Annotated in this window: 23 protein-coding genes; 13 read left to right on the forward strand and 10 right to left on the reverse strand. The window is 31.8% G+C overall.

Going from position 1 to position 21,732, the window contains the following annotated elements; translation table 11 throughout:
* The first annotated feature begins 10 nt into the window (after nt 1-10).
* The 6 genes from ACSUE0_RS09505 to dltD all read left to right on the forward strand — a co-directional run bounded on the left by ACSUE0_RS09505 (nt 11) and on the right by dltD (nt 5,919).
* Nucleotides 11-976 carry a 2-hydroxyacid dehydrogenase gene (locus tag ACSUE0_RS09505; RefSeq protein ID WP_119615199.1) on the forward strand — a complete coding sequence of 322 codons (966 nt, stop codon included), beginning with the start codon at nt 11-13 and terminating at the stop codon, nt 974-976.
* A 707-nt stretch (nt 977-1,683) separates the two neighbouring features.
* Entirely contained in the window at nt 1,684-1,830 is a 147-nt protein-coding gene (locus ACSUE0_RS09510; RefSeq protein WP_119615051.1) for a teichoic acid D-Ala incorporation-associated protein DltX, read from the forward strand.
* A 14-nt stretch (nt 1,831-1,844) separates the two neighbouring features.
* On the forward strand, nt 1,845-3,308 hold the full coding sequence (dltA, locus tag ACSUE0_RS09515) for a D-alanine--poly(phosphoribitol) ligase subunit DltA (protein ID WP_436957125.1): 1,464 nt from the start codon (nt 1,845-1,847) through the stop codon (nt 3,306-3,308).
* Entirely contained in the window at nt 3,305-4,519 is a 1,215-nt protein-coding gene (dltB, locus tag ACSUE0_RS09520) for a D-alanyl-lipoteichoic acid biosynthesis protein DltB (RefSeq protein WP_436957127.1), read from the forward strand. The genes dltA and dltB overlap by 4 nt, the downstream gene beginning before the upstream one ends.
* 18 nt (nt 4,520-4,537) lie before the next feature.
* The gene (dltC, locus tag ACSUE0_RS09525) at nt 4,538-4,774 is read left to right on the forward strand and encodes a D-alanine--poly(phosphoribitol) ligase subunit 2 (protein ID WP_119615048.1); all 237 of its coding nucleotides are present in this window, start codon (nt 4,538-4,540) and stop codon (nt 4,772-4,774) included.
* Nucleotides 4,771-5,919 (forward strand): D-alanyl-lipoteichoic acid biosynthesis protein DltD, encoded by a 1,149-nt coding sequence (gene dltD, locus ACSUE0_RS09530; RefSeq protein ID WP_119615047.1) that lies wholly within the window; start codon nt 4,771-4,773, stop codon nt 5,917-5,919. Before dltC ends, dltD begins: the two co-directional genes overlap by 4 nt.
* Before the next feature lie 184 nt (nt 5,920-6,103).
* Here dltD and ACSUE0_RS09535 read toward each other — a convergent pair whose 3' ends face one another.
* On the reverse strand, nt 6,104-6,346 hold the full coding sequence (locus ACSUE0_RS09535) for a NifU family protein (RefSeq protein ID WP_002483816.1): 243 nt from the start codon (nt 6,344-6,346) through the stop codon (nt 6,104-6,106).
* A gap of 106 nt (nt 6,347-6,452) precedes the next feature.
* Here ACSUE0_RS09535 and ACSUE0_RS09540 point away from each other — a divergent pair, with 106 nt between their 5' ends.
* On the forward strand, nt 6,453-6,764 hold the full coding sequence (locus ACSUE0_RS09540; protein WP_436957129.1) for a YuzD family protein: 312 nt from the start codon (nt 6,453-6,455) through the stop codon (nt 6,762-6,764).
* 187 nt (nt 6,765-6,951) lie between these two features.
* Here the strand turns inward: ACSUE0_RS09540 and ACSUE0_RS09545 are convergent, their stop codons facing one another.
* Nucleotides 6,952-8,016 carry an NAD(P)/FAD-dependent oxidoreductase gene (locus ACSUE0_RS09545; RefSeq protein ID WP_119614577.1) on the reverse strand — a complete coding sequence of 355 codons (1,065 nt, stop codon included), beginning with the start codon at nt 8,014-8,016 and terminating at the stop codon, nt 6,952-6,954.
* A 406-nt stretch (nt 8,017-8,422) separates the two neighbouring features.
* Between ACSUE0_RS09545 and ACSUE0_RS09550 the strand changes: the two genes are divergently transcribed.
* The 6 genes from ACSUE0_RS09550 to ACSUE0_RS09575 all read left to right on the forward strand — a co-directional run bounded on the left by ACSUE0_RS09550 (nt 8,423) and on the right by ACSUE0_RS09575 (nt 14,344).
* The gene (locus tag ACSUE0_RS09550; RefSeq protein WP_017722358.1) at nt 8,423-8,659 is read left to right on the forward strand and encodes a YuzB family protein; all 237 of its coding nucleotides are present in this window, start codon (nt 8,423-8,425) and stop codon (nt 8,657-8,659) included.
* A gap of 13 nt (nt 8,660-8,672) precedes the next feature.
* Nucleotides 8,673-9,032 (forward strand): HesB/IscA family protein, encoded by a 360-nt coding sequence (locus tag ACSUE0_RS09555; RefSeq protein ID WP_029377561.1) that lies wholly within the window; start codon nt 8,673-8,675, stop codon nt 9,030-9,032.
* Between the two features lie 236 nt (nt 9,033-9,268).
* Nucleotides 9,269-10,477, forward strand: coding sequence for an NAD(P)/FAD-dependent oxidoreductase (locus tag ACSUE0_RS09560; protein WP_119614578.1), 1,209 nt, complete (start codon nt 9,269-9,271; stop codon nt 10,475-10,477).
* Between the two features lie 279 nt (nt 10,478-10,756).
* Nucleotides 10,757-12,235 carry a M17 family metallopeptidase gene (locus tag ACSUE0_RS09565; RefSeq protein WP_436957132.1) on the forward strand — a complete coding sequence of 493 codons (1,479 nt, stop codon included), beginning with the start codon at nt 10,757-10,759 and terminating at the stop codon, nt 12,233-12,235.
* A 385-nt stretch (nt 12,236-12,620) separates the two neighbouring features.
* A complete protein-coding gene (locus tag ACSUE0_RS09570; RefSeq protein ID WP_119614580.1) occupies nt 12,621-13,937 on the forward strand; it encodes a Na+/H+ antiporter family protein in 1,317 nt (438 codons plus the stop codon).
* Nucleotides 13,938-13,966: 29 nt separating this feature from the next.
* Nucleotides 13,967-14,344: a hotdog fold thioesterase gene (locus ACSUE0_RS09575; protein WP_017722353.1), complete on the forward strand. Its 378-nt coding sequence runs from the start codon at nt 13,967-13,969 to the stop codon at nt 14,342-14,344.
* Between the two features lie 157 nt (nt 14,345-14,501).
* On the opposite strand, the gene ACSUE0_RS09580 is transcribed toward ACSUE0_RS09575, so the two are convergent.
* The 8 genes from ACSUE0_RS09580 to ACSUE0_RS09615 form a co-directional block, all read right to left on the reverse strand.
* A complete protein-coding gene (locus tag ACSUE0_RS09580) occupies nt 14,502-15,707 on the reverse strand; it encodes an FAD/NAD(P)-binding protein (RefSeq protein WP_436957135.1) in 1,206 nt (401 codons plus the stop codon).
* A gap of 226 nt (nt 15,708-15,933) precedes the next feature.
* Nucleotides 15,934-16,290, reverse strand: a complete 357-nt coding sequence (locus ACSUE0_RS09585; protein ID WP_119614582.1) for a Na+/H+ antiporter subunit G1 — start codon at nt 16,288-16,290, stop codon at nt 15,934-15,936.
* Entirely contained in the window at nt 16,268-16,561 is a 294-nt protein-coding gene (locus ACSUE0_RS09590) for a Na(+)/H(+) antiporter subunit F1 (RefSeq protein ID WP_038678212.1), read from the reverse strand. The genes ACSUE0_RS09585 and ACSUE0_RS09590 overlap by 23 nt, the downstream gene beginning before the upstream one ends.
* Nucleotides 16,561-17,040: a Na+/H+ antiporter subunit E gene (locus ACSUE0_RS09595; RefSeq protein ID WP_119614583.1), complete on the reverse strand. Its 480-nt coding sequence runs from the start codon at nt 17,038-17,040 to the stop codon at nt 16,561-16,563. Before ACSUE0_RS09595 ends, ACSUE0_RS09590 begins: the two co-directional genes overlap by 1 nt.
* 1 nt (nt 17,041) lies before the next feature.
* Nucleotides 17,042-18,538, reverse strand: coding sequence for a Na+/H+ antiporter Mnh1 subunit D (mnhD1, locus tag ACSUE0_RS09600; RefSeq protein WP_436957138.1), 1,497 nt, complete (start codon nt 18,536-18,538; stop codon nt 17,042-17,044).
* Nucleotides 18,525-18,872 (reverse strand): Na+/H+ antiporter Mnh1 subunit C, encoded by a 348-nt coding sequence (mnhC1, locus tag ACSUE0_RS09605; protein ID WP_002483802.1) that lies wholly within the window; start codon nt 18,870-18,872, stop codon nt 18,525-18,527. Before mnhC1 ends, mnhD1 begins: the two co-directional genes overlap by 14 nt.
* Nucleotides 18,872-19,300 carry a Na(+)/H(+) antiporter subunit B gene (locus tag ACSUE0_RS09610; RefSeq protein ID WP_119614588.1) on the reverse strand — a complete coding sequence of 143 codons (429 nt, stop codon included), beginning with the start codon at nt 19,298-19,300 and terminating at the stop codon, nt 18,872-18,874. Before ACSUE0_RS09610 ends, mnhC1 begins: the two co-directional genes overlap by 1 nt.
* Nucleotides 19,281-21,698 (reverse strand): Na+/H+ antiporter subunit A, encoded by a 2,418-nt coding sequence (locus ACSUE0_RS09615; RefSeq protein WP_119614585.1) that lies wholly within the window; start codon nt 21,696-21,698, stop codon nt 19,281-19,283. The genes ACSUE0_RS09610 and ACSUE0_RS09615 overlap by 20 nt, the downstream gene beginning before the upstream one ends.
* Between the last annotated feature and the right edge of the window lie 34 nt (nt 21,699-21,732).

Raw genomic sequence — 21,732 nt, forward strand, 5'->3', positions numbered from 1 at the left:
GAGTGATTGAATGGAAAAAATCATTGTAAGTAGAAGTATTCCACAACCATTTATAGATCAATTAGAGACTATTGCACAAGTTGAAATGTGGGAAGAGTCTTTAATACCAATGCCAAGAGAGCAATTTCTAGAGTCTATTAAAGATGCAACTGCTTGTTTGATTACTTTAAGTGAAAAAATAGATAGTGAAGTTATCAAAGCTGCTTCAAAATTGAAAGTGATTGCTAATATGGCAGTTGGTTTTGATAATATAGATGTACCCCTTGTAAATAGCAAAGGGATTACTGTAACTAATACACCTAGTGTACTTACTGAAACAACTGCAGAACTTGGATTTACATTAATGTTAACAGTAGCTAGACGTATTGTGGAAGCTGAAAAGTATGTTCAAAATGGAGAGTGGAAAAGTTGGGGACCATACTTGTTTGCCGGAAAAGATTTGTCTAATGCCAATGTAGGAATATATGGTATGGGCGAGATTGGTAAGGCATTTGCAAGAAGATTAAAAGGTTTTGATACTAAGATAATGTATCATAATAGATCTAGAAATAAAGATACTGAAAAAGTACTTGGTGCATTGTACGTTCCTTTTGATACTTTGCTTGAACATAGTGATTTTATTATTTGTACTGCACCGCTTACAGAAGAAACTAGAAATAAATTTAATGCTCAAGCATTTGAAAAAATGAAAAATGATGCTATTTTTATAAATATAGGACGAGGTTCTGTCGTAGATGAAGAGGCACTTGCATTTGCGTTACAAAACGGACAGATTGCAGCTTGTGGACTAGATGTTCTGCGTGAAGAGCCTATAGACATGGCACACCCTTTATTATCAATGGATAATGCGGTTATCGTCCCACATATTGGAAGCGCGTCTGTTATAACTAGAAATCGTATGATTCAATTATGTGTTGATAATATAAGATTAGTATTAAATAATCAACGAGCTAAAACACCCGTCAATGTAAAATAAATTTTGTAAATAGATAATATATCTATGCTTTGTATTATTATATCCTAATTTAAAATAAAAAGGTTAGAGCATTAATTACTTAACGATAATATAGAAATACGCCTCTGTTAAAAATAGAGGCGTATTTTTATGTGAAATTTTAATTATTAGACTATCAATAATGACGGAAAGACTATCATATAAAAACTAAGTGAATAAGAGTCAAATTTGTCATAAATTTGACCCAATTAAATACCTATATATTAAATTTAAAAGTAAGGATATAATGAATTATTTTCAAAATAACTTATTATTTTTACACATTACTTTGTACATTTTCCGTAGCAATATAATTAATCTATTGCATATTTTATATGCGATAGATATCAACTACATCGTGAAATTATAGCGTTAGTCAAGCGTTTTTAATATTAATTTATAACTAGTCATTACATGATTTTCACAATAATAAAATATAACTTTGAATCATGTTATGTAAAACAAACTAAGGATTGACAGTAGTTTTGGTTTTATAAAACTCTATAAAATGAACAATCTAACATTTTTGTTATATATAAAAATGTTAATTCGATTGTCACAACATCATAAAAAATGTATAATAAGTTGGTAAAATGTTAAAGTAGTGTAAATAGCACTACAACAAAAAACTTACTTATGTAATAAATAGTTAATAATATAAAAAAATAATCTAAAAGAAGAGGTGAAAAATGCGTACAGAGATGGAAAATACAACGAAATATCAAAAAATTAAACCATGGTTATTAACGCTTTTATATTTTGCAATATTTATAGCACTGTATTTAATTTATGGTTCTGGAGATACGCATAATAACTTTATTTATAATGAATTTTAGTTGAGGAGAATAGTATGAAGGATATTATATATTCATTAATTGAAAATGAAAAAATGCACCCTGAGCAAATAGCGATAAAGCATAATACAAATGTATTAACGTATCGAGAGTTAAATCAATATGCAAATAAACTCGCCGATTTAATCAAAGATACTAAAAGTCCATTAATTGTATATGGTCATATGTCACCATTTATGATTGTTGGAATGATTGCTAGCATAAAAGCGGGGTGTGGTTATGTACCACTTGATATATCAATGCCTAAAGAACGTATTAATACTATTATTGAAAAAATTAACCCAGATTTTATTTTTAATACAAGTGAACATTCACTAGATAGTAATGGCAGAGAAATCATTAATACTGAAACACTTTTGACGGATAATCGTACAGTTGAACTTGAATCTAAAATTAAAGATCAAGATATTGCGTATACTATTTTTACATCGGGTTCTACTGGGGAACCTAAGGGTGTACAAATTAGGTATGAAAGTCTTAACGAATTTACGAACTGGATGGTAGATTTGAATAAATTAGGTGAGAATCAACAATGGCTAAATCAAGCACCATTTTCATTTGATTTATCTGTAATGGCAATTTATCCATGTATAGCTACTGCAGGCACATTAAATTTAGTAGATAAGACAATGATTAACAAACCAAAATTATTAAATGATATGTTAGAGCAATCCAATATAAACGTTTGGGTGTCTACACCATCCTTTATGGAAATGTGCTTAATGTTACCTAATTTATCTGAAGCACACTATGAAAGCTTAAAAGAATTTTTCTTTTGTGGTGAAATTTTACCTCATAAAACTGCTAAGATGTTGTTGCAATGTTTCCCATCTGCATATATTTATAATACATACGGGCCGACAGAAGCGACAGTTGCAGTTACAAGTATCTTAATTACTGAAGCAGTTATTAATCAATATAATCCATTACCAGTAGGTAAAGTGAGACCGAGAACGCAATTGTCTTTAGCCGAAAATGAAGAATTAATCATTTCTGGACAATGCATAAGTGAAGGTTATGTGAAAGATGAGCAACGCTCTAATGCAGTGTTTAAAAATATAGATAATAGCAGGGCGTATTTTACTGGTGATAAAGCAACAGTTCAAGGTGACCTATGGTTTATCACAGGGCGTATAGATTTTCAAGTGAAATTAAATGGATACCGTATGGAACTAGAAGAAATAGAATTTCATTTAAGACAATTAGATGTAGTCAAAGAAGCAATTGTTGTACCAGTGTACAAAAACGATAAAGTAACGCAATTACAAGGCGTTGTAGTGTTGAATGACTTAAATGATAACAAAGATGAACAAACGTTGATACACGATATTAAACAAGAACTTAAACAAGCGATGCCAGAATATATGATTCCGAGAAAGATTATATTTAAAGAACAATTTCCTTTAACAATAAACGGAAAATTAGATCGTAAGCAGATTGCCGAGGATGTATTAGCATGATTCCATATGGTACATTTACGTTCTTTCTTATAGCATTTATAGTTTTAATTCCGGTAATTATATTAGGTTTAGCTGGAAAAAGAAGCCGTATTTATAATGGTATAAGTACAGCTATTATGATTGTGCTCATTTTTTCCTCAGATAAACATAATTTGTTTGGTCAAGCATACTTAAGTGTTCAACTTATAAACTTTGTTTTATATCTATTATGGCAAGTAGCAATCATTATGTTTTATTGGAAATCACGTTCAAAAAACAACTCATTTATAAAGTTTTTCACGGTTATTGTTTTATCAATCTTGCCACTTGTAGTGGTGAAAGTAATGCAAAGTTCATGGTTTGGTGCTGCACAATTAAAGCTCCATGAAAATAAAGTAATTGAATTTATAGGTTTCTTAGGTATTTCTTATGTTACTTTCAAAAGTGTTCAATTATTAATGGAAATTCGTGATGGTTCAATAAAAGAAGTGAAAGCTAGTAAAGTATTTCAATTTATTTCGTTTTTCCCTACAATTTCATCTGGTCCAATTGACCGCTACAAACGTTTTGTTAAAGATGAAAGTAAAATACAAAGTAGCGAAAGTTATCGAGCATCACTTAATAAAGCAATACATTTCATCATGTTAGGTTTTTTATATAAATACATTATTGCTTATTTAATACAAGTTTATACAATTAATCCATTAATGTTAGATTTTTCAAATTTCACTGCTAAATGGTTATATATGTATGCATATAGTTTGTATCTATTCTTTGATTTCGCTGGTTATTCATTATTTGCGATGGCGTTTAGCTATTTATATGGCATACAGACGCCACAAAACTTTAAGCAACCGTTTAAAGCAAAGAATATTAAAGATTTTTGGAATAGATGGCATATGTCCTTGTCTTTTTGGTTTAGAGATTGTATCTATATGAGATCGCTATTTTTTATGTCGAAAAAACGCTTATTAAAAAATCAATTTACAATGTCTAATATTGCTTTCTCATTAAACTTTTTAATTATGGGTATTTGGCATGGTATTGAAGTTCATTATATTTTGTATGGTTTATATCACGCAGTTTTGTTTATTGGTTATGGTTATTATGAAAAATGGCGGAAAAATCATCCGCCAAGGTGGTCTAACCAATATACATCAATGTTAAGTATTATTGTTACATTCCATTTTGTAACGTTTGGTTTTCTTATCTTTTCTGGGAAACTGTTTTAATTATAAGGAGGATTTATTATGGAATTTAGAGAACAAGTATTAGATTTATTAACTGAAGTTGCTGAAAATAATGTCATTAAGGAAAATCCAGACGTAGAGCTTTTTGAAGAGGGGATTATTGATTCGTTTCAAACGGTAGGTCTTTTGTTAGAGATTCAAAATAGATTAGATATTGAAGTATCGATTATGGATTTTGATAGAGATGAATGGGCGACACCTAACAAGATTGTAGCGGTATTAGAAGAATTACGATGAAATTAAAACCGTTTATACCTATTATTTTCAGTCTTGTATTGTTTGGAATTTTCTTAGTGTTGCCAGCAAGTTGGTTCACTGGGTTAATTAATTCCAAGACAGTAGCTACGCAAAGTGTTGCTCTAACAGATCAAGTACTAAAAGGAATTTTAGTGCAAGATAAAATGTATCAGTCTGATGCTTATTATCCGATATATGGTTCTAGTGAATTAGAAAAAGATGATCCATTTAATCCAGCAATTTTATTAAATAATCGAAATCAAGTTAGTAAGAAACCATTTTTAATTGGTACTGGTGGTTCGACAGATTTAGTAAATGCTGTGGAACTAGGTTCACAATATGGGAATTTGAAAGATAAGAAAATGGCATTTATTGTTTCACCACAGTGGTTTACAAAAAATGGCTTAACACAAGATAATTTTAAGGCGCGTATTTCAAAGGCACAGCTCAATCAATTGTTTAACCAAGAGCAATTAAGCCCTGAACTTAAACAACGTTATGCCAAACGATTATTACAATTTAAAGATGTGGAGAATCGTGCATATTTAGAAAAAGTGGCACAAGGAAAAACACAAAAAAATAAAAATTATCTTTCAAAATTTAATGATGAACAATTGAAGAAAATTGAAGCTATTAAATCTGTGTATCCATTGAGAAAATCGCCTGTATCGCATATCGATCCTATTACTTCAAAAAATGATTCTTGGAATGATATGATGACAGAAGCTGAAATCTATGGCGCGAAGCATACAAAAACAAATGAATTTGGTATTAGAGATGAATATTGGGATTTAATCAAAAAACATAAACGAAAAATTAATAGAAATCATGAATTTAGGGAAAATTCTCCTGAATTTAAAGATTTAGAATTACTCGTAGATACATTACGAGAAGCTGGTGCGGATGTTGACTATATAATTATACCTTCTAACGGTAAGTGGTATGACCACATCGGTATTGATAAAGATAGACGTCAGAAAATATATAAAAAAATTGATAAAACTATAGTGGATCATGGCGGACAGACATACGATATGTCAGATAAAGACTATGAACCATATGTTGTAAGTGATGCAGTACATATTGGCTGGAAAGGCTGGGTATACATCACTAAAAATATCGATGAACATATGGACCAAAAATAACATACTAAAAATAAAAATTCCTTTCAATATTTAAACAATTAAGTGAAATATTGAAAGGAATTTTCGCATGAAAATTAAAACAAGACAATGAAATCAATCGTATTGAAGGTTCATTGCCCTGTTTCTTATAAAAGTGTTCGAAAGGAACCAAATTTTCTGATGTTATATTTAAAGCATCTATTATTTAGAATACTTGTTCTACTTCGATTACTCCTGGTACTTCTTCGTGTAAAGCACGTTCTATACCTGCTTTTAATGTAATTGTTGAACTTGGGCATGTACCACAAGCACCATGTAATTGTAATTTAACAATTCCGTCTTCTACGTCAACAAGGGAACAGTCACCACCATCACGTAGTAAGAAGGGACGTAATTTTTCGATAACTTCCGCTACTTGATCAAACATTGTTACGTTTTCAGTTGGCATGGAAATGCCTCCTTTCAAGTATATTATTTCATTTTCTACTTATCTTTTTATTATAATAGAAATGTAACGAAAAATCTATAATTCAAGATAAAAGGGGAAAAGATATATGGACAAAATAAGTGTTGTTGTTTATGGGGCAGATGTTATTTGTGCAAGTTGTGTCAACGCACCGACGTCTCGTAATACATTTGACTGGTTGCAACCATTATTACAGAGAAAGTATCCAGATAAACAATTTGAATTTACGTATATCGATATCGAAAAAGATACCGAAAATCTGTCAGATCATGATCAACAATTTATTGAGCGTATTCAAGATGATGAACTCTTTTATCCACTCATAACTATGAATGACGAGTATGTTTCTGATGGATATGTACAATTGAAGGATATAACTCGCTTTTTAGATAATCATTAAATCAATTAATTCGATTAAAAAGATACTTAAGTTATGACTATTAATCATATAAAGTTTACGGTACTAAAATCTTATTTTTAAAAACACAGGCACCGTCATTAACAAATGACGGTGCCTGTGTTTTTAAAAATAAAATGGACTTTCAATAAAATTAATTCATTTAGTTTATATTTACTAAAGTCATTAATTAACCGTTATGATATTTATACATCCAAAGTACACCGGATTTTAAAATGGAAGCTAAGCGACCTGTAACGGTACGATCCATAATATAAGCAAATCCCTTTTTGTCTCCTAAGGAACCAAGGAAACCTTGTATTTTGATTTCTGGCATCTTTTCAGGTAGAGGTTTACCTTGCCATTGTAATTTCATAACATCTGCAATTTGGTCGCCTTGAGCTTCTGCTAGTTGAGCACTTGGTGCATGTGGTAATTCTGCACAATCACCTACGACATACACATTTTTGTAAGTTGGTACTTGGTGATATTGGTTTAAAATCACACGACCACTTTTACTAATGTCTATAGGTAAATTTCTTACTAACTCTACTGGTTGAATTCCAGCAGTCCAGACAATTAAATCCACATCTTCAGGTACGTCATTATTATAAATGCGACCTGGTTCCACGCGATTAATATCAGAATTAGGAACAACTGTTACATCATGCTCGTTGAACCATTTTTCAATATACTTACTAAGTTTTTCAGGGAAACGATATAAAATACGTTCGCCTCTATCGTAAAGAAAGATTTGAAGGTCTTTACGGCTTTCTCTTAATTCACTAGCTAATTCAATACCACTTAATCCAGCACCAACGATACCTACTTTGGCACCATTTGGTAGTTCGCTTAAATGATGGAAAGTCTCACGTGATTTAGAAAGTGTTTGAATACTATGCGTGTATTCTTCAGCACCAGGGACATTATGATATTTATCTTCACAACCTAAACCAATCACTAATTCATCATAGTCTACTTTCGTGTTACCAACAGAAACAATTTGATCTTCTAAATTAATATCATTGATTTCACCATAGACATTGTTAATTCTATCTGAATCAGGAAAGTTCATGCGAATATCTTTATCTGACTTTGTACCAGCTGCTAATTCATAAAATTCTGGTTTTAAACCATGATAAGGCATACGATCTATTAATGTAATCGTATAATTTTCAGGCAGTGCAGATGGTAAGATATGTGACATGATACGCATATTTCCATAACCGCCACCTAATAATACTAAGTTTTTCATTTGTGATACCCCTCTAGTAAAAATTGTATTGAGCATAAACATACAATTACTTACTTCTATAGTAGGTAATTGAACTTGTTATCTCGTCAATGTAAGTTATTAAATATAATTTGGTTAAATCATATTTCGTCCTGCATCGATATACCAATTTTCTATAATCAGCTTACTTATATTTATTATATGCTTTTTTATTTGTTACTACAAATAAAGAAGACAAATTGTAATTATTAAAAATATATATTTTATTTTAACGGACATTATTTCTTGCAATTTTATTGTGTACGTAATGCAAAGTGCATATTATTTCTAACTATTTATCAAGTTATATTTTATAAGCTAGTATGTAGAAATAACAATAACGTTTTTGTTATAATTGCTTAACTGATATTTTATGAGAGGGTGTATTATGAATCCAATAATCGAGTTCTGCATTTCGAATTTAGCGAAGGGTGGAGATTATGTATATAATCAGCTTGAAAATGACCCAGGTGTAGACGTATTAGAATATGGTTGTTTACAAAATTGTGGCATTTGTTCTAGTGGGTTGTATGCATTAGTGAATGGTGATATCGTTGAAGGTGATTCGCCGGATGATTTATTACAAAAAATTTACGCACATATAGAAGAAACATGGATTTTTTAGGGAGGTAAAAATAATGGCTATTATTGAAATGACTGAAGCTGCTGCATATGAAGTTAAGGATATGTTACAGCAAAATGATATGGCAGATGGTTATTTGAAAGTTAAGGTGAACGGTGGCGGTTGTACCGGATTAACTTATGGTATGTCTGCTGAAGCTGAACCTGCTGAAAATGATGAAATATATGAGTTTCATGGTTTGAAAGTATTAATAGATAAATATGATAAACCAGTTTTAGATGGAACAACGATTGATTTTAAACAATCACTAATGGGCGGTGGCTTCCAAATAGACAACCCTAATGCAATTGCTTCATGCGGTTGTGGTAGTTCGTTTAGAACTGCAAAAGTTGCTGGTTCACCAGAAGATTGCTAAATTATAGTATCTAGATTAAAAGACTATAGTTCACTTAAAATAAGTGTAAACTATAGTCTTTTAATCTTTTATGTGAAATAATAAACAATATGGTCGTTGGTGCTTGAAAATCAGCAGTAAAAACTATAAAATTAGTATTGGATGAAAAATGTCTTTTTTGTGAATTACTATATTGCGAATGGGGTATAGAAAAAGACTATAGCAACAAAAAAATTAAGAAAGCTTAGGTGAATGAAATGGCTCAAGATCGTAAAAAAGTATTAGTTCTAGGCGCTGGTTATGCCGGTTTACAAACTATTACAAAATTACAAAAGCAAATTTCAGCAGATGAAGCTGAAATTACATTAATTAATAAAAATGATTACCACTACGAAGCAACGTGGTTACACGAGGCTTCAGCAGGTACTCTTAGCTATGAAGATTTACTATATCCAGTTGAAAGTGTTGTAGACAAAAACAAAGTTAACTTTGTTAAGGCAGAAGTTACTAAAATTGATCGTAACGCGAAAAAAGTCGAAACAGATGCTGGAATCTTTGACTTTGATATCTTAGTTGTAGGTTTAGGCTTTGAAAGTGAAACGTTTGGTATCAAAGGTATGAAAGATCATGCTTTCCAAATTGAAAACATATTAACTGCTCGTCAATTATCTCGTCACATCGAAGATAAATTTGCTAACTATGCATCTTCAAAACAAAAAGATGATAAAGATTTAGCAATCATTGTTGGTGGTGCTGGATTTACTGGTGTTGAATTCTTAGGTGAATTAACTGATAGAATTCCAGAATTATGTAATAAATATGGTGTTGAGCAAAGCAAAGTGAAAATTACTTGTGTTGAAGCTGCTCCTAAAATGTTACCGATGTTCTCTGACGAACTAGTTAACTATGCAGTAAGTTACTTAGAAGATAAAGGTGTAGAATTCAAAATTGGTACACCGATTGTTGCAGCTAACGAAAAAGGTTTCGTTGTAAAAGTTAATGACAAAGAAGAACAATTAGAAGCTAATACAGTTGTATGGGCTGCTGGTGTTCGTGGTAGTAAATTAATGGAAGAATCATTCGAAGGCGTAAAACGTGGACGTATTGTAACTAAACAAGATTTAACTATCGAAGGTTATGACGATATCTTTGTTATTGGCGACTGTTCTGCATTTATCCCTGCTGGAGAAGAACGCCCATTACCAACTACAGCACAAATCGCTATGCAACAAGGTGAACATACTGCTAAAAACATTAAAAATGTATTAGAAGGTCAACCAACTCAAGAATTTGATTATGTTGATCGTGGTACTGTATGTTCATTAGGTGCGCATGATGGTGTTGGTGTTGTTTATGGTAAAGATATCCAAGGTAAAAAAGCAGCATTCATGAAGAAAGTTATTGATACTCGTGCAGTATTTAAACTTGGCGGTATCGGTTTAGCATTCAAAAAAGGTAAATTTTAATATAGAATTTAAACATGTAATTCACATATCTAACTGTGATGAAAATTTTTAAAGGAGCGGGATGAAAAAAACACTTTCTAAAATGATTTTATTGTCCCGCCAAGACCTTGATGAAAAGTGGATGAAAGGGAAAAGTTTCTATACTACAGTCATCATTATCTAAAACATATCTGAGGCCGAGACATGATTTATGTCCGGTCTCTTTTTATTATACTTTTTAATAGTATTACTTTAAAATGCATTAAAAAGAAGTTCAAACTAATAAAGGAGAGATAGTATATGTTAGTTAACCTTAAAAATACTAACGACATAGCAACAAACACCCTGATTATCGGTTTGCCTGAACATTTAAATCAGTTAGGGGAAATCATTATTAATGGTGAAAATATTAATGATAAATTAAAATTATTAAAACAAAATCAAATAGTTAATACTACTATTGGTACAGTTTCCAGCACGATGTTTACAATACATGATGAATATATCAAACTGATAACTGTTGGCATAGGGAATATCAAAACCTTGGCTTATAATGACTATTTGAAAATATTTGGAAATCTGTTTCAATACTTAAAACAAAACCGTATTACACAAGCCTCTTTTAAATTAGAAACTTTTGAAGCGCAAGCTTTAAATAGAAATGCAGTTGCAGAGATATTAGGGCAACAAGGTGTTCGTGCGATCTATCAATTTGATAACTATAAAACAGATAAATCTACGCCTTATGAACTAACATTAGATATACATACAGACGATGATGACATACTGAAATCTGTTGAAGAAGGTCAAATTATTGGCAGTTCAATAAATTTAGCGCGTGACTATAGTAATATACCACCAAACATTTTAACTCCTGAATATTATGCAAACTCTATTTGCGATTATTTTAAAGAGACAGAAGTAGATGTTGATATTAAAGATCATGAGACTTTACAAAATGAAGGGTTTGGCTTAATTCATGCAGTAGGTAAAGGTTCTAAACATGGACCAAGAGTCATTACATTAACATATAATGGTGGAAAAACAGATGAAGCACCTATTGCATTAGTAGGTAAAGGTATTACTTATGATTCAGGTGGTTATTCTATAAAAGGAAAAGTAGGCATGCAAACGATGAAATTCGATATGTGTGGATCTGCTAACGTCGTAGGAATGATAGAAGTTGCTCGCAAACTTAAATTGAAAATAAATATTGTCGGTGTTATTGCTGCAGCAGAAAATATGATAAATGAAACTGCAATGAAACCGGATGATGTATATACCGCTTTAAGTGGCGAATCAGTTGAAGTGTTGAATACAGATGCAGAAGGTCGCTTGGTATTAGGTGATGCAGTATTCTATGCGAATCAATTCCAGCCACAAGTGATTTTAGATTTTGCAACATTAACAGGTGCAGCCATTGTAGCTTTAGGAGATGATAAGGCTGCCGTGTTTAGTCATAATGCAACAAATCATTTACAAACAATACTTAATTATGCACAGACTAATGATGAATTTGTATTTGAATTACCTATGACAACTACTGAACGTAATTTAATCAAAAATAGTGATGTTGCAGATTTAGTTAATCATACAAATGGGCAAGGCAAAGCTTTATTTGCAGCAACGTTTATCAATCATTTTGCAGGAGATACACCTCATATGCATTTTGACATAGCTGGCCCTGCAACCATCAATAAAAATACGTATAAAGGTCCAAAAGGGCCGACAGGATACTTAATTCCTACAATAGTTGAATGGTTACGCAATTTAAAATAATTATGAAAGTTTAGAAACACGCTAACATAACGCGTTCTCTTTAATTTGTTGTATTTGTTAATAATATATCATAACTAATACTTTAAAAATTAATAGAAATATAGTTGTTTTTGAGTGGAAGTATGAAGTTAATTTTAAAATATTGATTTTATACTTCCACTTTTTTAGTTATTTAAAACACTAAAAGAGATGAAATGATGATGCTATTAATCGTGCGTAATTAGGCTTTTAAAGATACAAAATGAACATCATACAATTAACTATTAAAAGTAGAATAAGAAATCAATGAATAAATTATTTGTTGTGTTTGACAAGTGCTCATGTTATTGATATTATAGTTTTCATGATGCTTTAGTTCGATAACGTGGTAAAGGAGTTGTGCTTTGTGATAAATGCTGTAGTAATAGCAGTGGTACTGATGATTATTTTATGTTTATGTAGATTAAATGTAGTAATCAGTTTGTTTATCAGTGCCTTAGTAGGTGGATTAATTGCAGGTATGAGTGTTTCAGATATCGTGTCTGTTTTTGGTAAGAATATTGTAGACGGTGCAGAAGTAGCACTAAGTTATGCATTGCTTGGTGGCTTTGCAGCGCTTATTTCTTATAGTGGAATTACCGATTATTTAGTGAATAAAATTATAAATGGTATCCATGCTGAAAATAGCAAGATGTCACGTATTAAAGTGAAAGTAATCATCATATTAGCTTTATTAGTGATGAGCATTATGAGTCAGAACTTAATACCCGTACATATTGCGTTTATTCCTATTGTAATACCACCGTTAATTAGTTTGTTTAATGAACTGAATATTGATAGAAGACAAATAGCAATTATAATAGGATTTGGTTTATGTTGGCCTTATGTCTTATTACCTTTTGGTTTTGGTCAAATATTCCACCAAATTATTCAGAATGGTTTTACCAAAGCAAATCACCCAATTGAAATGGACATGATTTGGAAAGCGATGATTATTCCATCTTTAGGTTATATTTTTGGATTGTTTGCAGGTATCTTTTATTATAGAAAGCCAAGAAAATACATTCAACATGAAGAGATTAAAGATAATAGCCAAATAGAAATTAAACCCTACGTACTTATAGTTACTGTTATTTCAATTATAGCAACATTCTTAGTGCAATTATTAACAGACTCTATGATCTTTGGTGCGTTAGCAGGTGTGCTTGTATTCTTTGTTTCAAGAGCATATAAATGGACAGAATTAGACAAGCAGTTTGTTGATGGTATAAAAATCATGTCATTTATCGGAGTAGTAATTTTATCGGCTAATGGTTTTGCAGGAGTAATGAATGAAACCGGAGATATTAGCAAGCTTGTTGAGAGTTTAAGTGGTGTTGTTGGTGATAACAAGTTATTGAGTATTATAGTGATGTATATAATTGGCTTAGTAGTTACCTTAGGCATTGGTTCGTCATTTGCTACTATTCCAATCATTGCTACGTTATTTGTACCTTTAGGAGAATCGTTAGGTTTAAGCACTATGGCATTAATTGCTTTAATAGGTACAGCCAGTGCATTAGGGGATTCAGGTTCGCCGGCAAGTGATTCTACTCTTGGCCCTACTGCAGGTTTGGATGTTGATGGACAACATGATCACATTAGAGATACTTGTATACCTAACTTTCTATTTTACAATATTCCATTAATTATTTTTGGAACAATTGCTGCTATGGTACTATAAAAGGTATATAAAGAAAATGAGGTGACACAATGGCTAATATGTTAGATGCGTTAGATATTAAAGTTGTGAAACAAGAACGTGGTTTAATGGTAATGTCTATGCCTGTGACAGACAATGTAAAACAGCCATTTGGCTATTTACATGGAGGTGCTAGTCTAGCACTAGGTGAAACAGCATGTTCTATGGGAGCTGCTTATTTAATTGATACTGAACAATATGTACCACTTGGTTTAGAAATGAATGGCAATCATATAGGTTCAACTACTGAAGGGACTATATTTGCAACTGCTACGATTATTCATGAAGGAAAAACCACACAGGTATGGTCTATTGATATTAAAGATAATAAAGATAGATTAATTTGTGTAATGCGAGGTACTATTGCTATAAAACCATTAAAACGTTAATTAATAAAAATAGAGGCCAGAAACATCTATTGAGATGGTTCTGGCCTTTATTTTTGTCTTATTTAGTAGTGATATTTTTAATTATAGACATCTTTAATTATAATGAAATGCTTTATCTAGAATAAAAAAATAAAAATTTCGTTATTGTGTTTATATTTTATTGCTTTATGCTTTGCTTGGTATTTAAGGGATCATGATTATAATAATGCTTCTGTGATTTGTTGTACTGTTTATGTTCAAAAGCTTCTCCGATTCTTAATGAGGCTTCACGTCCTCCCATAATATTACGCGCAAATGGCCCAAGTTCTAAATCAGCCAATCCACCACTTACATAAAGGTTAGGGAGCCATTCTAAATTTGATGTAATTGAAGGTAGCCCACAGCTACATACAGGAGCTTGATATTCTGTTATTAATTGCTGGATTAAAGGTTGTTGCATAATCGTTTCTTTAAAGCCTGTAGCTAATAATATATGGTCGTAATGTATACAATAAGTGTCAGTGCAAATATGGTGATTAACTATATCTGTTATTTCGTTGATATGTACTTTAAGACGACCGTCTTTAATATACTTTTTAAGTCTTAATTCTAGTTCTTTTGGCATAGAGCCTTTATGTCTCTCATTTTTAATTGTGTTTAAACGATCAATAGAAGATTGCATAGCACTAAATTTTTTCATATTTTTAGGTCCTAGCCATCCAGGATCTGCGTCAAAGTCATGGACATTTATAGCTTTATTCATCCATAAATGAATCTGATTATTACTGTTTTCCTTTAAAAGCCTTAACGTGAGGTGAGCTGCAGAAATACCGCTACCAACGACATGCGATGTACCTGCATAATTATTTTGTTCATTTTCAAAAATGTGAGAAATGTCAGGTTGATTTTGAAATAGTTTAGGAACATATATTTCATGATTACAACCAAATGCAACTACTACATGGTCTGAACTGATCCAGCTTTGATTGTTCAATTGCATATGCCATTGTTGTTTATTCAGCTTAATATCACTGACATATCCTTGAATATGACAGGAATTTAAATGATATGAGTGAATTAAATCATGTGTATGGTCGATAAACATATTTCGGTTAGGTCGTTTGTATTGTCCATATGCAGCATTAGTATAATGCATTTTTTTAGCATATTGATTTAGATGAAAAGGGTTAGGATGTACATGGTGTACACATGGTGAACGTAAATAAGGCATGTCGATACGTTGTGAAAAATTATCGAATTGAGCACATAAATTAGGGTTTGGGTCAATAATTGATAATTGTGATGCTTTTAAACCTAAAGATCTTAATTTAATAGCGATAGTTACTGCATGTAATCCACCACCAATAATTGTCCATGTTGTCATAAAATCACTCCTGTTTATTTAAATCGTAACAATTACGATTTAATATATCATGTAATATACTTTATAACAACTGATTTTGTAAATAAATTATGAGAGTAATAAACATATGAATATGAAAGTTTAGTAAATAAAAAAATGGGAGAGACACATGTCTCTCCCACAAATATTTTATAGACAGCACTTGGAGAATGGGAAATGTACTAAACCAAATCCAAGTAATCTATTTTTATAATTTTGTATCTTTCAAATCTTCTTTAATTTCATCATGCTTCGTTCGCTTTGAAGCAGGTGTTTGTAAATTATAAGCTGATTTGATAATTAAATGACTTGCTAAGGGCCCAGTAATTAGAATAAACAAAATACCTATAAGTAATTGCATATTTACATAACCTTCTCGACCGATAAAAAATAAGAATACACCACTAATTAGTAGCATTGAACCTAGTGTTGCAGCTTTACCGGCTGCGTGAGCTCTGGCGTATACATCGTCTAAACGTAATAGACCAATAGCTGCTAGGGCACTGATAAGGGAGCCTAAAATGACTAAGATAAGTGCAATACTAATGACGATCGTCGTTATCATTTTCAATCACCTTACCTTTATCCATATATTTTGCAAATACTGCTGTGCCAAGAAAGGCTAAAATACCTATCAATAAAATGGCAACAATCATATACTTTGTACCTAAGAAAATACTAAATAGTGCAACAATAGCCATGAGTTGAATACCCATTGCATCAAGTGCGACGACCCTGTCAGCAAGAGAAGGGCCGATAATTACACGAACAAGCATGCCTAACATTGATAAAGCTACAATAACTAGCGCAATGATTAAAATAATATTATAGTTCATTAATTTTCGCCTACCTCTCTGACCACTTTTTCAAGGGATGATTTGATACTTTCTATTTCTTCTTCTTTTGTAGTGAAATCGATACTGTGTATATATATTTTTGTACGATCATCACTAACACCTAACACAATTGTGCCTGGTGTTAGTGTGATTAAATTGGATAATAATGCAATTTGCCAGTCATTTTTTAAATCTGTATGGTACGTAAAGAAGGCTGGCTCATTATCAATCTTTGGCTTAATTACAATACGTATAACATCTATGTTTGCTTTTACTAATTCAATTAAAAATACCAAGAATAGTTGCACAATTTTATAGACGGTGATGATATAGAATCTACCTGGTAATACGCCACGCATTAAGTAAACTAATAAAAGTGCGAATAAGTAACCTAAAATAAAGTTATTAAATGTATAGCTGCCTGTGACGAATAACCAAAATACAGAAAGCATCAAATTTACTAATATTTGAACTGCCATATTATTTACCTCCCAATACTGCGTCTCTATAGATACTAGGATTGTAGAATGTCTCAGCAGCATCTTTAATAATTGGTTGCAACCAATCTGCAGAAAGTCCGAAAACAACTGTAATAATGACTGAAACGATTGCTATTGTAAGTATTCCTTTATATTGCAACTTAGGATTTACTTGATAACCTTCAGATTTTCCGAAAAAGCCTAATAAGAAAATACGAATTACAGAATAAAGAACTACTAAACTTGAAAGTAAAACAACAATACCGCTTAGGTAAAATCCTTTTTCAAATGTAGCTTGTACAATATAAAATTTACCATAAAAGCCACTTAGCGGTGGTATGCCTGCTAAACTTAGCGCAGCGATAAAGAATGTCCATCCTAAAACTGGATAATCTTTAATCAGACCGCCATATTTACGTAAATCATGTGTTTTCGTAATTTTATACATAACTCCAATTAGGAAAAATAATGCTGCTTTTACTAACATGTCATGTAGTGTATAGTATATCGCACCCATCATTCCTGCTTGATTCATCATAGCAATACCAACTAGGATAACGCCTACAGCAATTACGATGTTATAAAGTATGATTTTTTTAGTATCAAAATAGCTGACAGCACCGACACACCCGAAAATAATAGTAAGTAATGCTAGGAATAATATTGTATAAAATGAGAAGTTCGATGAATCATTAAAGAATAAACTAGCTGTTCTTGCAATGGCATATACGCCCACTTTTGTTAATAAAGCACCAAAGAATGCAATAATTGCAATCGGTGGGGCATAATATGCACCTGGCAACCAAATATACATTGGAAATGCACCAGCTTTAGTTGCAAAAACAAAGATAAACATGATAAATATGATTGTTATTATACCGCTATCTTCAGCAGATAGTTGGCTTATCTTTTCGCTAATATCAGCTAAATTCAAAGTACCGACTACAGAGTAGAGCATAGCTACAGCTATAACAAAGAATGCTGAAGAAGTCACATTTACTAGAACATATTTAATCGTTTCACTCAATTGAACTTTTGTGCCACCAATAACCAACAAGATATAGGATGCCATCAAGAATACTTCGAAGAATACGAATAAGTTAAAGATATCACCAGTAATAAATGATCCTATAACACCAGTCAACATAAACATGACGGCGAAGTAATAATAATACGTTTCGCGTTCAATACCTACAGACTGATAGGAATATAAGATGATGAGCATTGTGACGATGAGACTTGTGATGACAAGTAATGCACTAAATATATCAAGTACAAAGACAATACTATAAGGTGCATCCCACGAACCAAGCTCTAAAGTAATAGGACCATCTTTTAAAACATTATTTAAATTAATAAAAGCAAAAATTAAAGTTAATGCAGTACCTGCTAAGGCAACATAGCGTTTGATTTTAGGCCGCTTACCAATGAAAATGAGTGCGATAATCGTGATCATTGGTATGACGAGTAATGAAATAATGAGATTACTCTCTATCATCTTCTAGCACTCCTTTCATGCTTTCTACGTTGTCAGTGCCTAATTCTTTATAACTTCTAAAAGCAAGTACTAAGAAAAACGCTGTGACTGAAAATGAAATAACAATGGCAGTTAAAATGAGTGCCTGTGGTATAGGATCAACGTAAGATGTGATTCCTTTTTCATAAATAGGCACTTCACCTTTTTTTAAACCACCCATTGTAATTAAAAATAAGTTTGCTGTATGTGTTTGTAATGTAGTACCAATAATAATGCGTATCAAACTTTTAGAAAGAATGAGATAGACACTCATTGCAGTGAGGATACCACATACGAAAATCATCAAAATTTCCATTACTCATTCTCTCCAATCGCTAAGATTATAGTCATTACTGTACCTACAACTGCACACATAACACCTAAATCAAAGAATGTAGCCGTGTGCATCTCCATTGGTGGTAAAATACCTAATGGAATTTCAAACGGTGTATGTGTAAAGAAGTTTTTATTATAAAACCAACTTGCCATTGGTGTTGCTAAACAAAATAATAACCCGATGCCGATTAATTTTTTAAAATCCCAAGGGAAAATCTTACGCATAGTTTTAATATCAAAGGCTACCGTAATAATAACAAGGGCACTTGATAATAATAAACCGCCAACGAAACCGCCACCTGGCGTATAATGCCCAGCCAAGAATAAAGATAAACCGAACATCACAATGAGGAAGAAGATAACAACTGCTGAATATTGAAAAATCAAATTATTCTTCTGTCTGTTCAACATTTTTACCTCCTTCATCCGTTTTATTATTTTTCGTACGTAATTTAATCATTGTATAGACACCTAAACCAGCTATACCTAATACAGAAGATTCGAATAATGTATCGGTACCACGGAAGTCAACAAGGATAACGTTAACCATGTTGGTACCATGGGCTAAGTCATAAACATTTGATTTGTAAAATTCAGCGATAGAGCCGAAATGTCTATTACCATAAGCAATTAAACCAAGTACCGTTACAACGATACCTGCGCAGACCGCAATAACAATATTTACTAATTTAAAAGAACGTGTTTCTTTATGTCTATTTAAATTAGGTAAGTGATAGAAACATAATAAGAACAGTGCAGTTGAGATAGATTCAACTACAAATTGTGTAAGGGCTAAATCTGGTGCACCAAAGAAAATGAAGAATATGGCAACAGAATAACCTACAGCGCTTGCCATGATAATGCTAAATAATCTAGATTTAGCAAATATAATCATAGAAGCAGCAGTAATAATTAATACTACAATGATTAATTCGAATGGACGTACTGCACTGACATCTTTAAAATCAATATTAAATGGTGTAACTAAAAGTGTTACTAACGTAATTACTATTAATGAAGCAAAGATAATAATTAAGTTATTACGAGTAAATCCAGTGACATAAGATTCGGTAAATTTACCTGAATAATCCGGCGTAACTTGGCCAAATTTGTCATACCAATAATTTAATGTGAGCTTGGTTGGTTGTAAATGCAATAAACGAATCCAATAACCAAAAGTTAATATGAGCAGAATACCTACAACATAAATAACAATTGTTGAGAAGAATGCTGGTGTAAAGCCATGGAACATATGAAATTCTGCAGGTTTACCTGTTGTTTGGCTAATTGCATTTACTGCAGGATCAATTATTGTGCCAGTTAATATTGAGGGAAAGAAACCAAACACAATAACTAATACAGCTAAAATCGCTGGTGAAATTAGCATGAGTATAGATACTTCATGAGCTTTTTTAGGTAATTCATCAGCTTTATGACTACCTAAAAAGATTTGACCAATAAATCTGACAGAATAAACAAATGTAAAAATACTACCAATAATTGCGATAATAGGAATTAATATGCCAAGCGTATTTAAACTAAATATATTAGCATTTGTAATTTCAATCATACTTTCTAAAAATGACTCTTTAGATAAAAAACCATTAAATGGCGGTATACCAGCCATACTTAATGAAGTGATGATTGTAATCGTAAATGAAATCGGCATGATAGTTAATAGTCCACCTAATTTATTTACATCACGTGTGCCTGTTGAGTGATCAATTGCACCAGTTACCATAAATAAAGCGCCTTTAAAAGTGGCATGGTTAATTAAATGGAAAACAGCAGCAGTAAATGCAGCAACATAAAGTTGACTTTCAGAGCCTTCAAAATGATAGCTAACTGCTCCGATACCTAACATAGACATGATCATACCTAATTGTGAAACTGTAGAAAACGCTAAAATACCTTTTAAATCTTGCTGTTTTGTAGCATTAAAAGATGCCCATAATAATGTGATTAGACCAATCAAAGTTACTGACCAAATCCAACCTTGTGAAACAGCGAAAATTGGAGTCACTCGCGCAACTAAATAAAGGCCAGCTTTAACCATTGTTGCTGAGTGTAGGTAAGCACTAACTGGTGTTGGTGCTTCCATGGCATCTGGTAACCATATGTAAAATGGGAATTGTGCCGATTTGGTAATAGCCCCAATTAAAACTAAAATCAACGAAAGAATAAAAAATGGGCTAGTTTGAATTTCAGAAACATTGTGAATTAATTCTTGAATACTTGTTGTCCCACCGGCGATTGAAAGTAGTATAATACCACCTAAAAGAGACAATCCTCCGAATACCGTAACGAGCATAGATTTTTGAGCACCATATATAGATGCTTGCTTATCACGCCAAAAAGAGATGAGCAGGAAACTAGAAAATGAAGTTAATTCCCAAAATAAATATAAGATAATTAAATTATCTGATAATACAACACCTAACATAGCACCCATAAAGAGCAATAGGTAACAATAAAAATTCCCAAGTTGCTCTTGTCGACTTAAATAACTTATGGAATAAAGTACAATTAAACTACCTATGCCAGTTATTAACAAACTGAATAATAAGCCTAAACCGTCAACATATAAATTGAAATTCATACCGAAGTGCGGCATCCAATTGGCTTTTTGCATTATGTTATTTCCTGACATGGTTAGCGAAATATATGATAGGAAATATATAAATAAGACGACGGGGATAGGTAACACAAACCATCCTAAATGTATGCGTTTATAAAAACGATATACAATTGGAATAATGAGTGCGAATATTAACGGTAAAAGTACCGATATATGTAACAAACTCATTATTTTATCCTCCTTTAAAAATGTATTATAAAAC

The organism is Staphylococcus sp. AS1337 (assembly GCF_051408735.1).
GTDB classification, from domain to species: Bacteria; Bacillota; Bacilli; order Staphylococcales; family Staphylococcaceae; genus Staphylococcus; species Staphylococcus xylosus_B.

What these genes read in the sequence shown, in the direction of transcription:
- ACSUE0_RS09505 (WP_119615199.1), top strand. Translation starts at nt 11, where the DNA reads ATGGAAAAAATCATTGTAAGTAGAAGTATTCCACAACCATTTATAGAT.
- ACSUE0_RS09510 (WP_119615051.1), top strand. Translation starts at nt 1,684, where the DNA reads ATGCGTACAGAGATGGAAAATACAACGAAATATCAAAAAATTAAACCA.
- dltA (WP_436957125.1), top strand. Translation starts at nt 1,845, where the DNA reads ATGAAGGATATTATATATTCATTAATTGAAAATGAAAAAATGCACCCT.
- dltB (WP_436957127.1), top strand. Translation starts at nt 3,305, where the DNA reads ATGATTCCATATGGTACATTTACGTTCTTTCTTATAGCATTTATAGTT.
- dltC (WP_119615048.1), top strand. Translation starts at nt 4,538, where the DNA reads ATGGAATTTAGAGAACAAGTATTAGATTTATTAACTGAAGTTGCTGAA.
- dltD (WP_119615047.1), top strand. Translation starts at nt 4,771, where the DNA reads ATGAAATTAAAACCGTTTATACCTATTATTTTCAGTCTTGTATTGTTT.
- ACSUE0_RS09535 (WP_002483816.1), bottom strand. Translation starts at nt 6,346, where the DNA reads ATGCCAACTGAAAACGTAACAATGTTTGATCAAGTAGCGGAAGTTATC.
- ACSUE0_RS09540 (WP_436957129.1), top strand. Translation starts at nt 6,453, where the DNA reads ATGGACAAAATAAGTGTTGTTGTTTATGGGGCAGATGTTATTTGTGCA.
- ACSUE0_RS09545 (WP_119614577.1), bottom strand. Translation starts at nt 8,016, where the DNA reads ATGAAAAACTTAGTATTATTAGGTGGCGGTTATGGAAATATGCGTATC.
- ACSUE0_RS09550 (WP_017722358.1), top strand. Translation starts at nt 8,423, where the DNA reads ATGAATCCAATAATCGAGTTCTGCATTTCGAATTTAGCGAAGGGTGGA.
- ACSUE0_RS09555 (WP_029377561.1), top strand. Translation starts at nt 8,673, where the DNA reads ATGGCTATTATTGAAATGACTGAAGCTGCTGCATATGAAGTTAAGGAT.
- ACSUE0_RS09560 (WP_119614578.1), top strand. Translation starts at nt 9,269, where the DNA reads ATGGCTCAAGATCGTAAAAAAGTATTAGTTCTAGGCGCTGGTTATGCC.
- ACSUE0_RS09565 (WP_436957132.1), top strand. Translation starts at nt 10,757, where the DNA reads ATGTTAGTTAACCTTAAAAATACTAACGACATAGCAACAAACACCCTG.
- ACSUE0_RS09575 (WP_017722353.1), top strand. Translation starts at nt 13,967, where the DNA reads ATGGCTAATATGTTAGATGCGTTAGATATTAAAGTTGTGAAACAAGAA.
- ACSUE0_RS09580 (WP_436957135.1), bottom strand. Translation starts at nt 15,707, where the DNA reads ATGACAACATGGACAATTATTGGTGGTGGATTACATGCAGTAACTATC.
- ACSUE0_RS09585 (WP_119614582.1), bottom strand. Translation starts at nt 16,290, where the DNA reads ATGATAACGACGATCGTCATTAGTATTGCACTTATCTTAGTCATTTTA.
- ACSUE0_RS09590 (WP_038678212.1), bottom strand. Translation starts at nt 16,561, where the DNA reads ATGAACTATAATATTATTTTAATCATTGCGCTAGTTATTGTAGCTTTA.
- ACSUE0_RS09595 (WP_119614583.1), bottom strand. Translation starts at nt 17,040, where the DNA reads ATGGCAGTTCAAATATTAGTAAATTTGATGCTTTCTGTATTTTGGTTA.
- mnhD1 (WP_436957138.1), bottom strand. Translation starts at nt 18,538, where the DNA reads ATGATAGAGAGTAATCTCATTATTTCATTACTCGTCATACCAATGATC.
- mnhC1 (WP_002483802.1), bottom strand. Translation starts at nt 18,872, where the DNA reads ATGGAAATTTTGATGATTTTCGTATGTGGTATCCTCACTGCAATGAGT.
- ACSUE0_RS09615 (WP_119614585.1), bottom strand. Translation starts at nt 21,698, where the DNA reads ATGAGTTTGTTACATATATCGGTACTTTTACCGTTAATATTCGCACTC.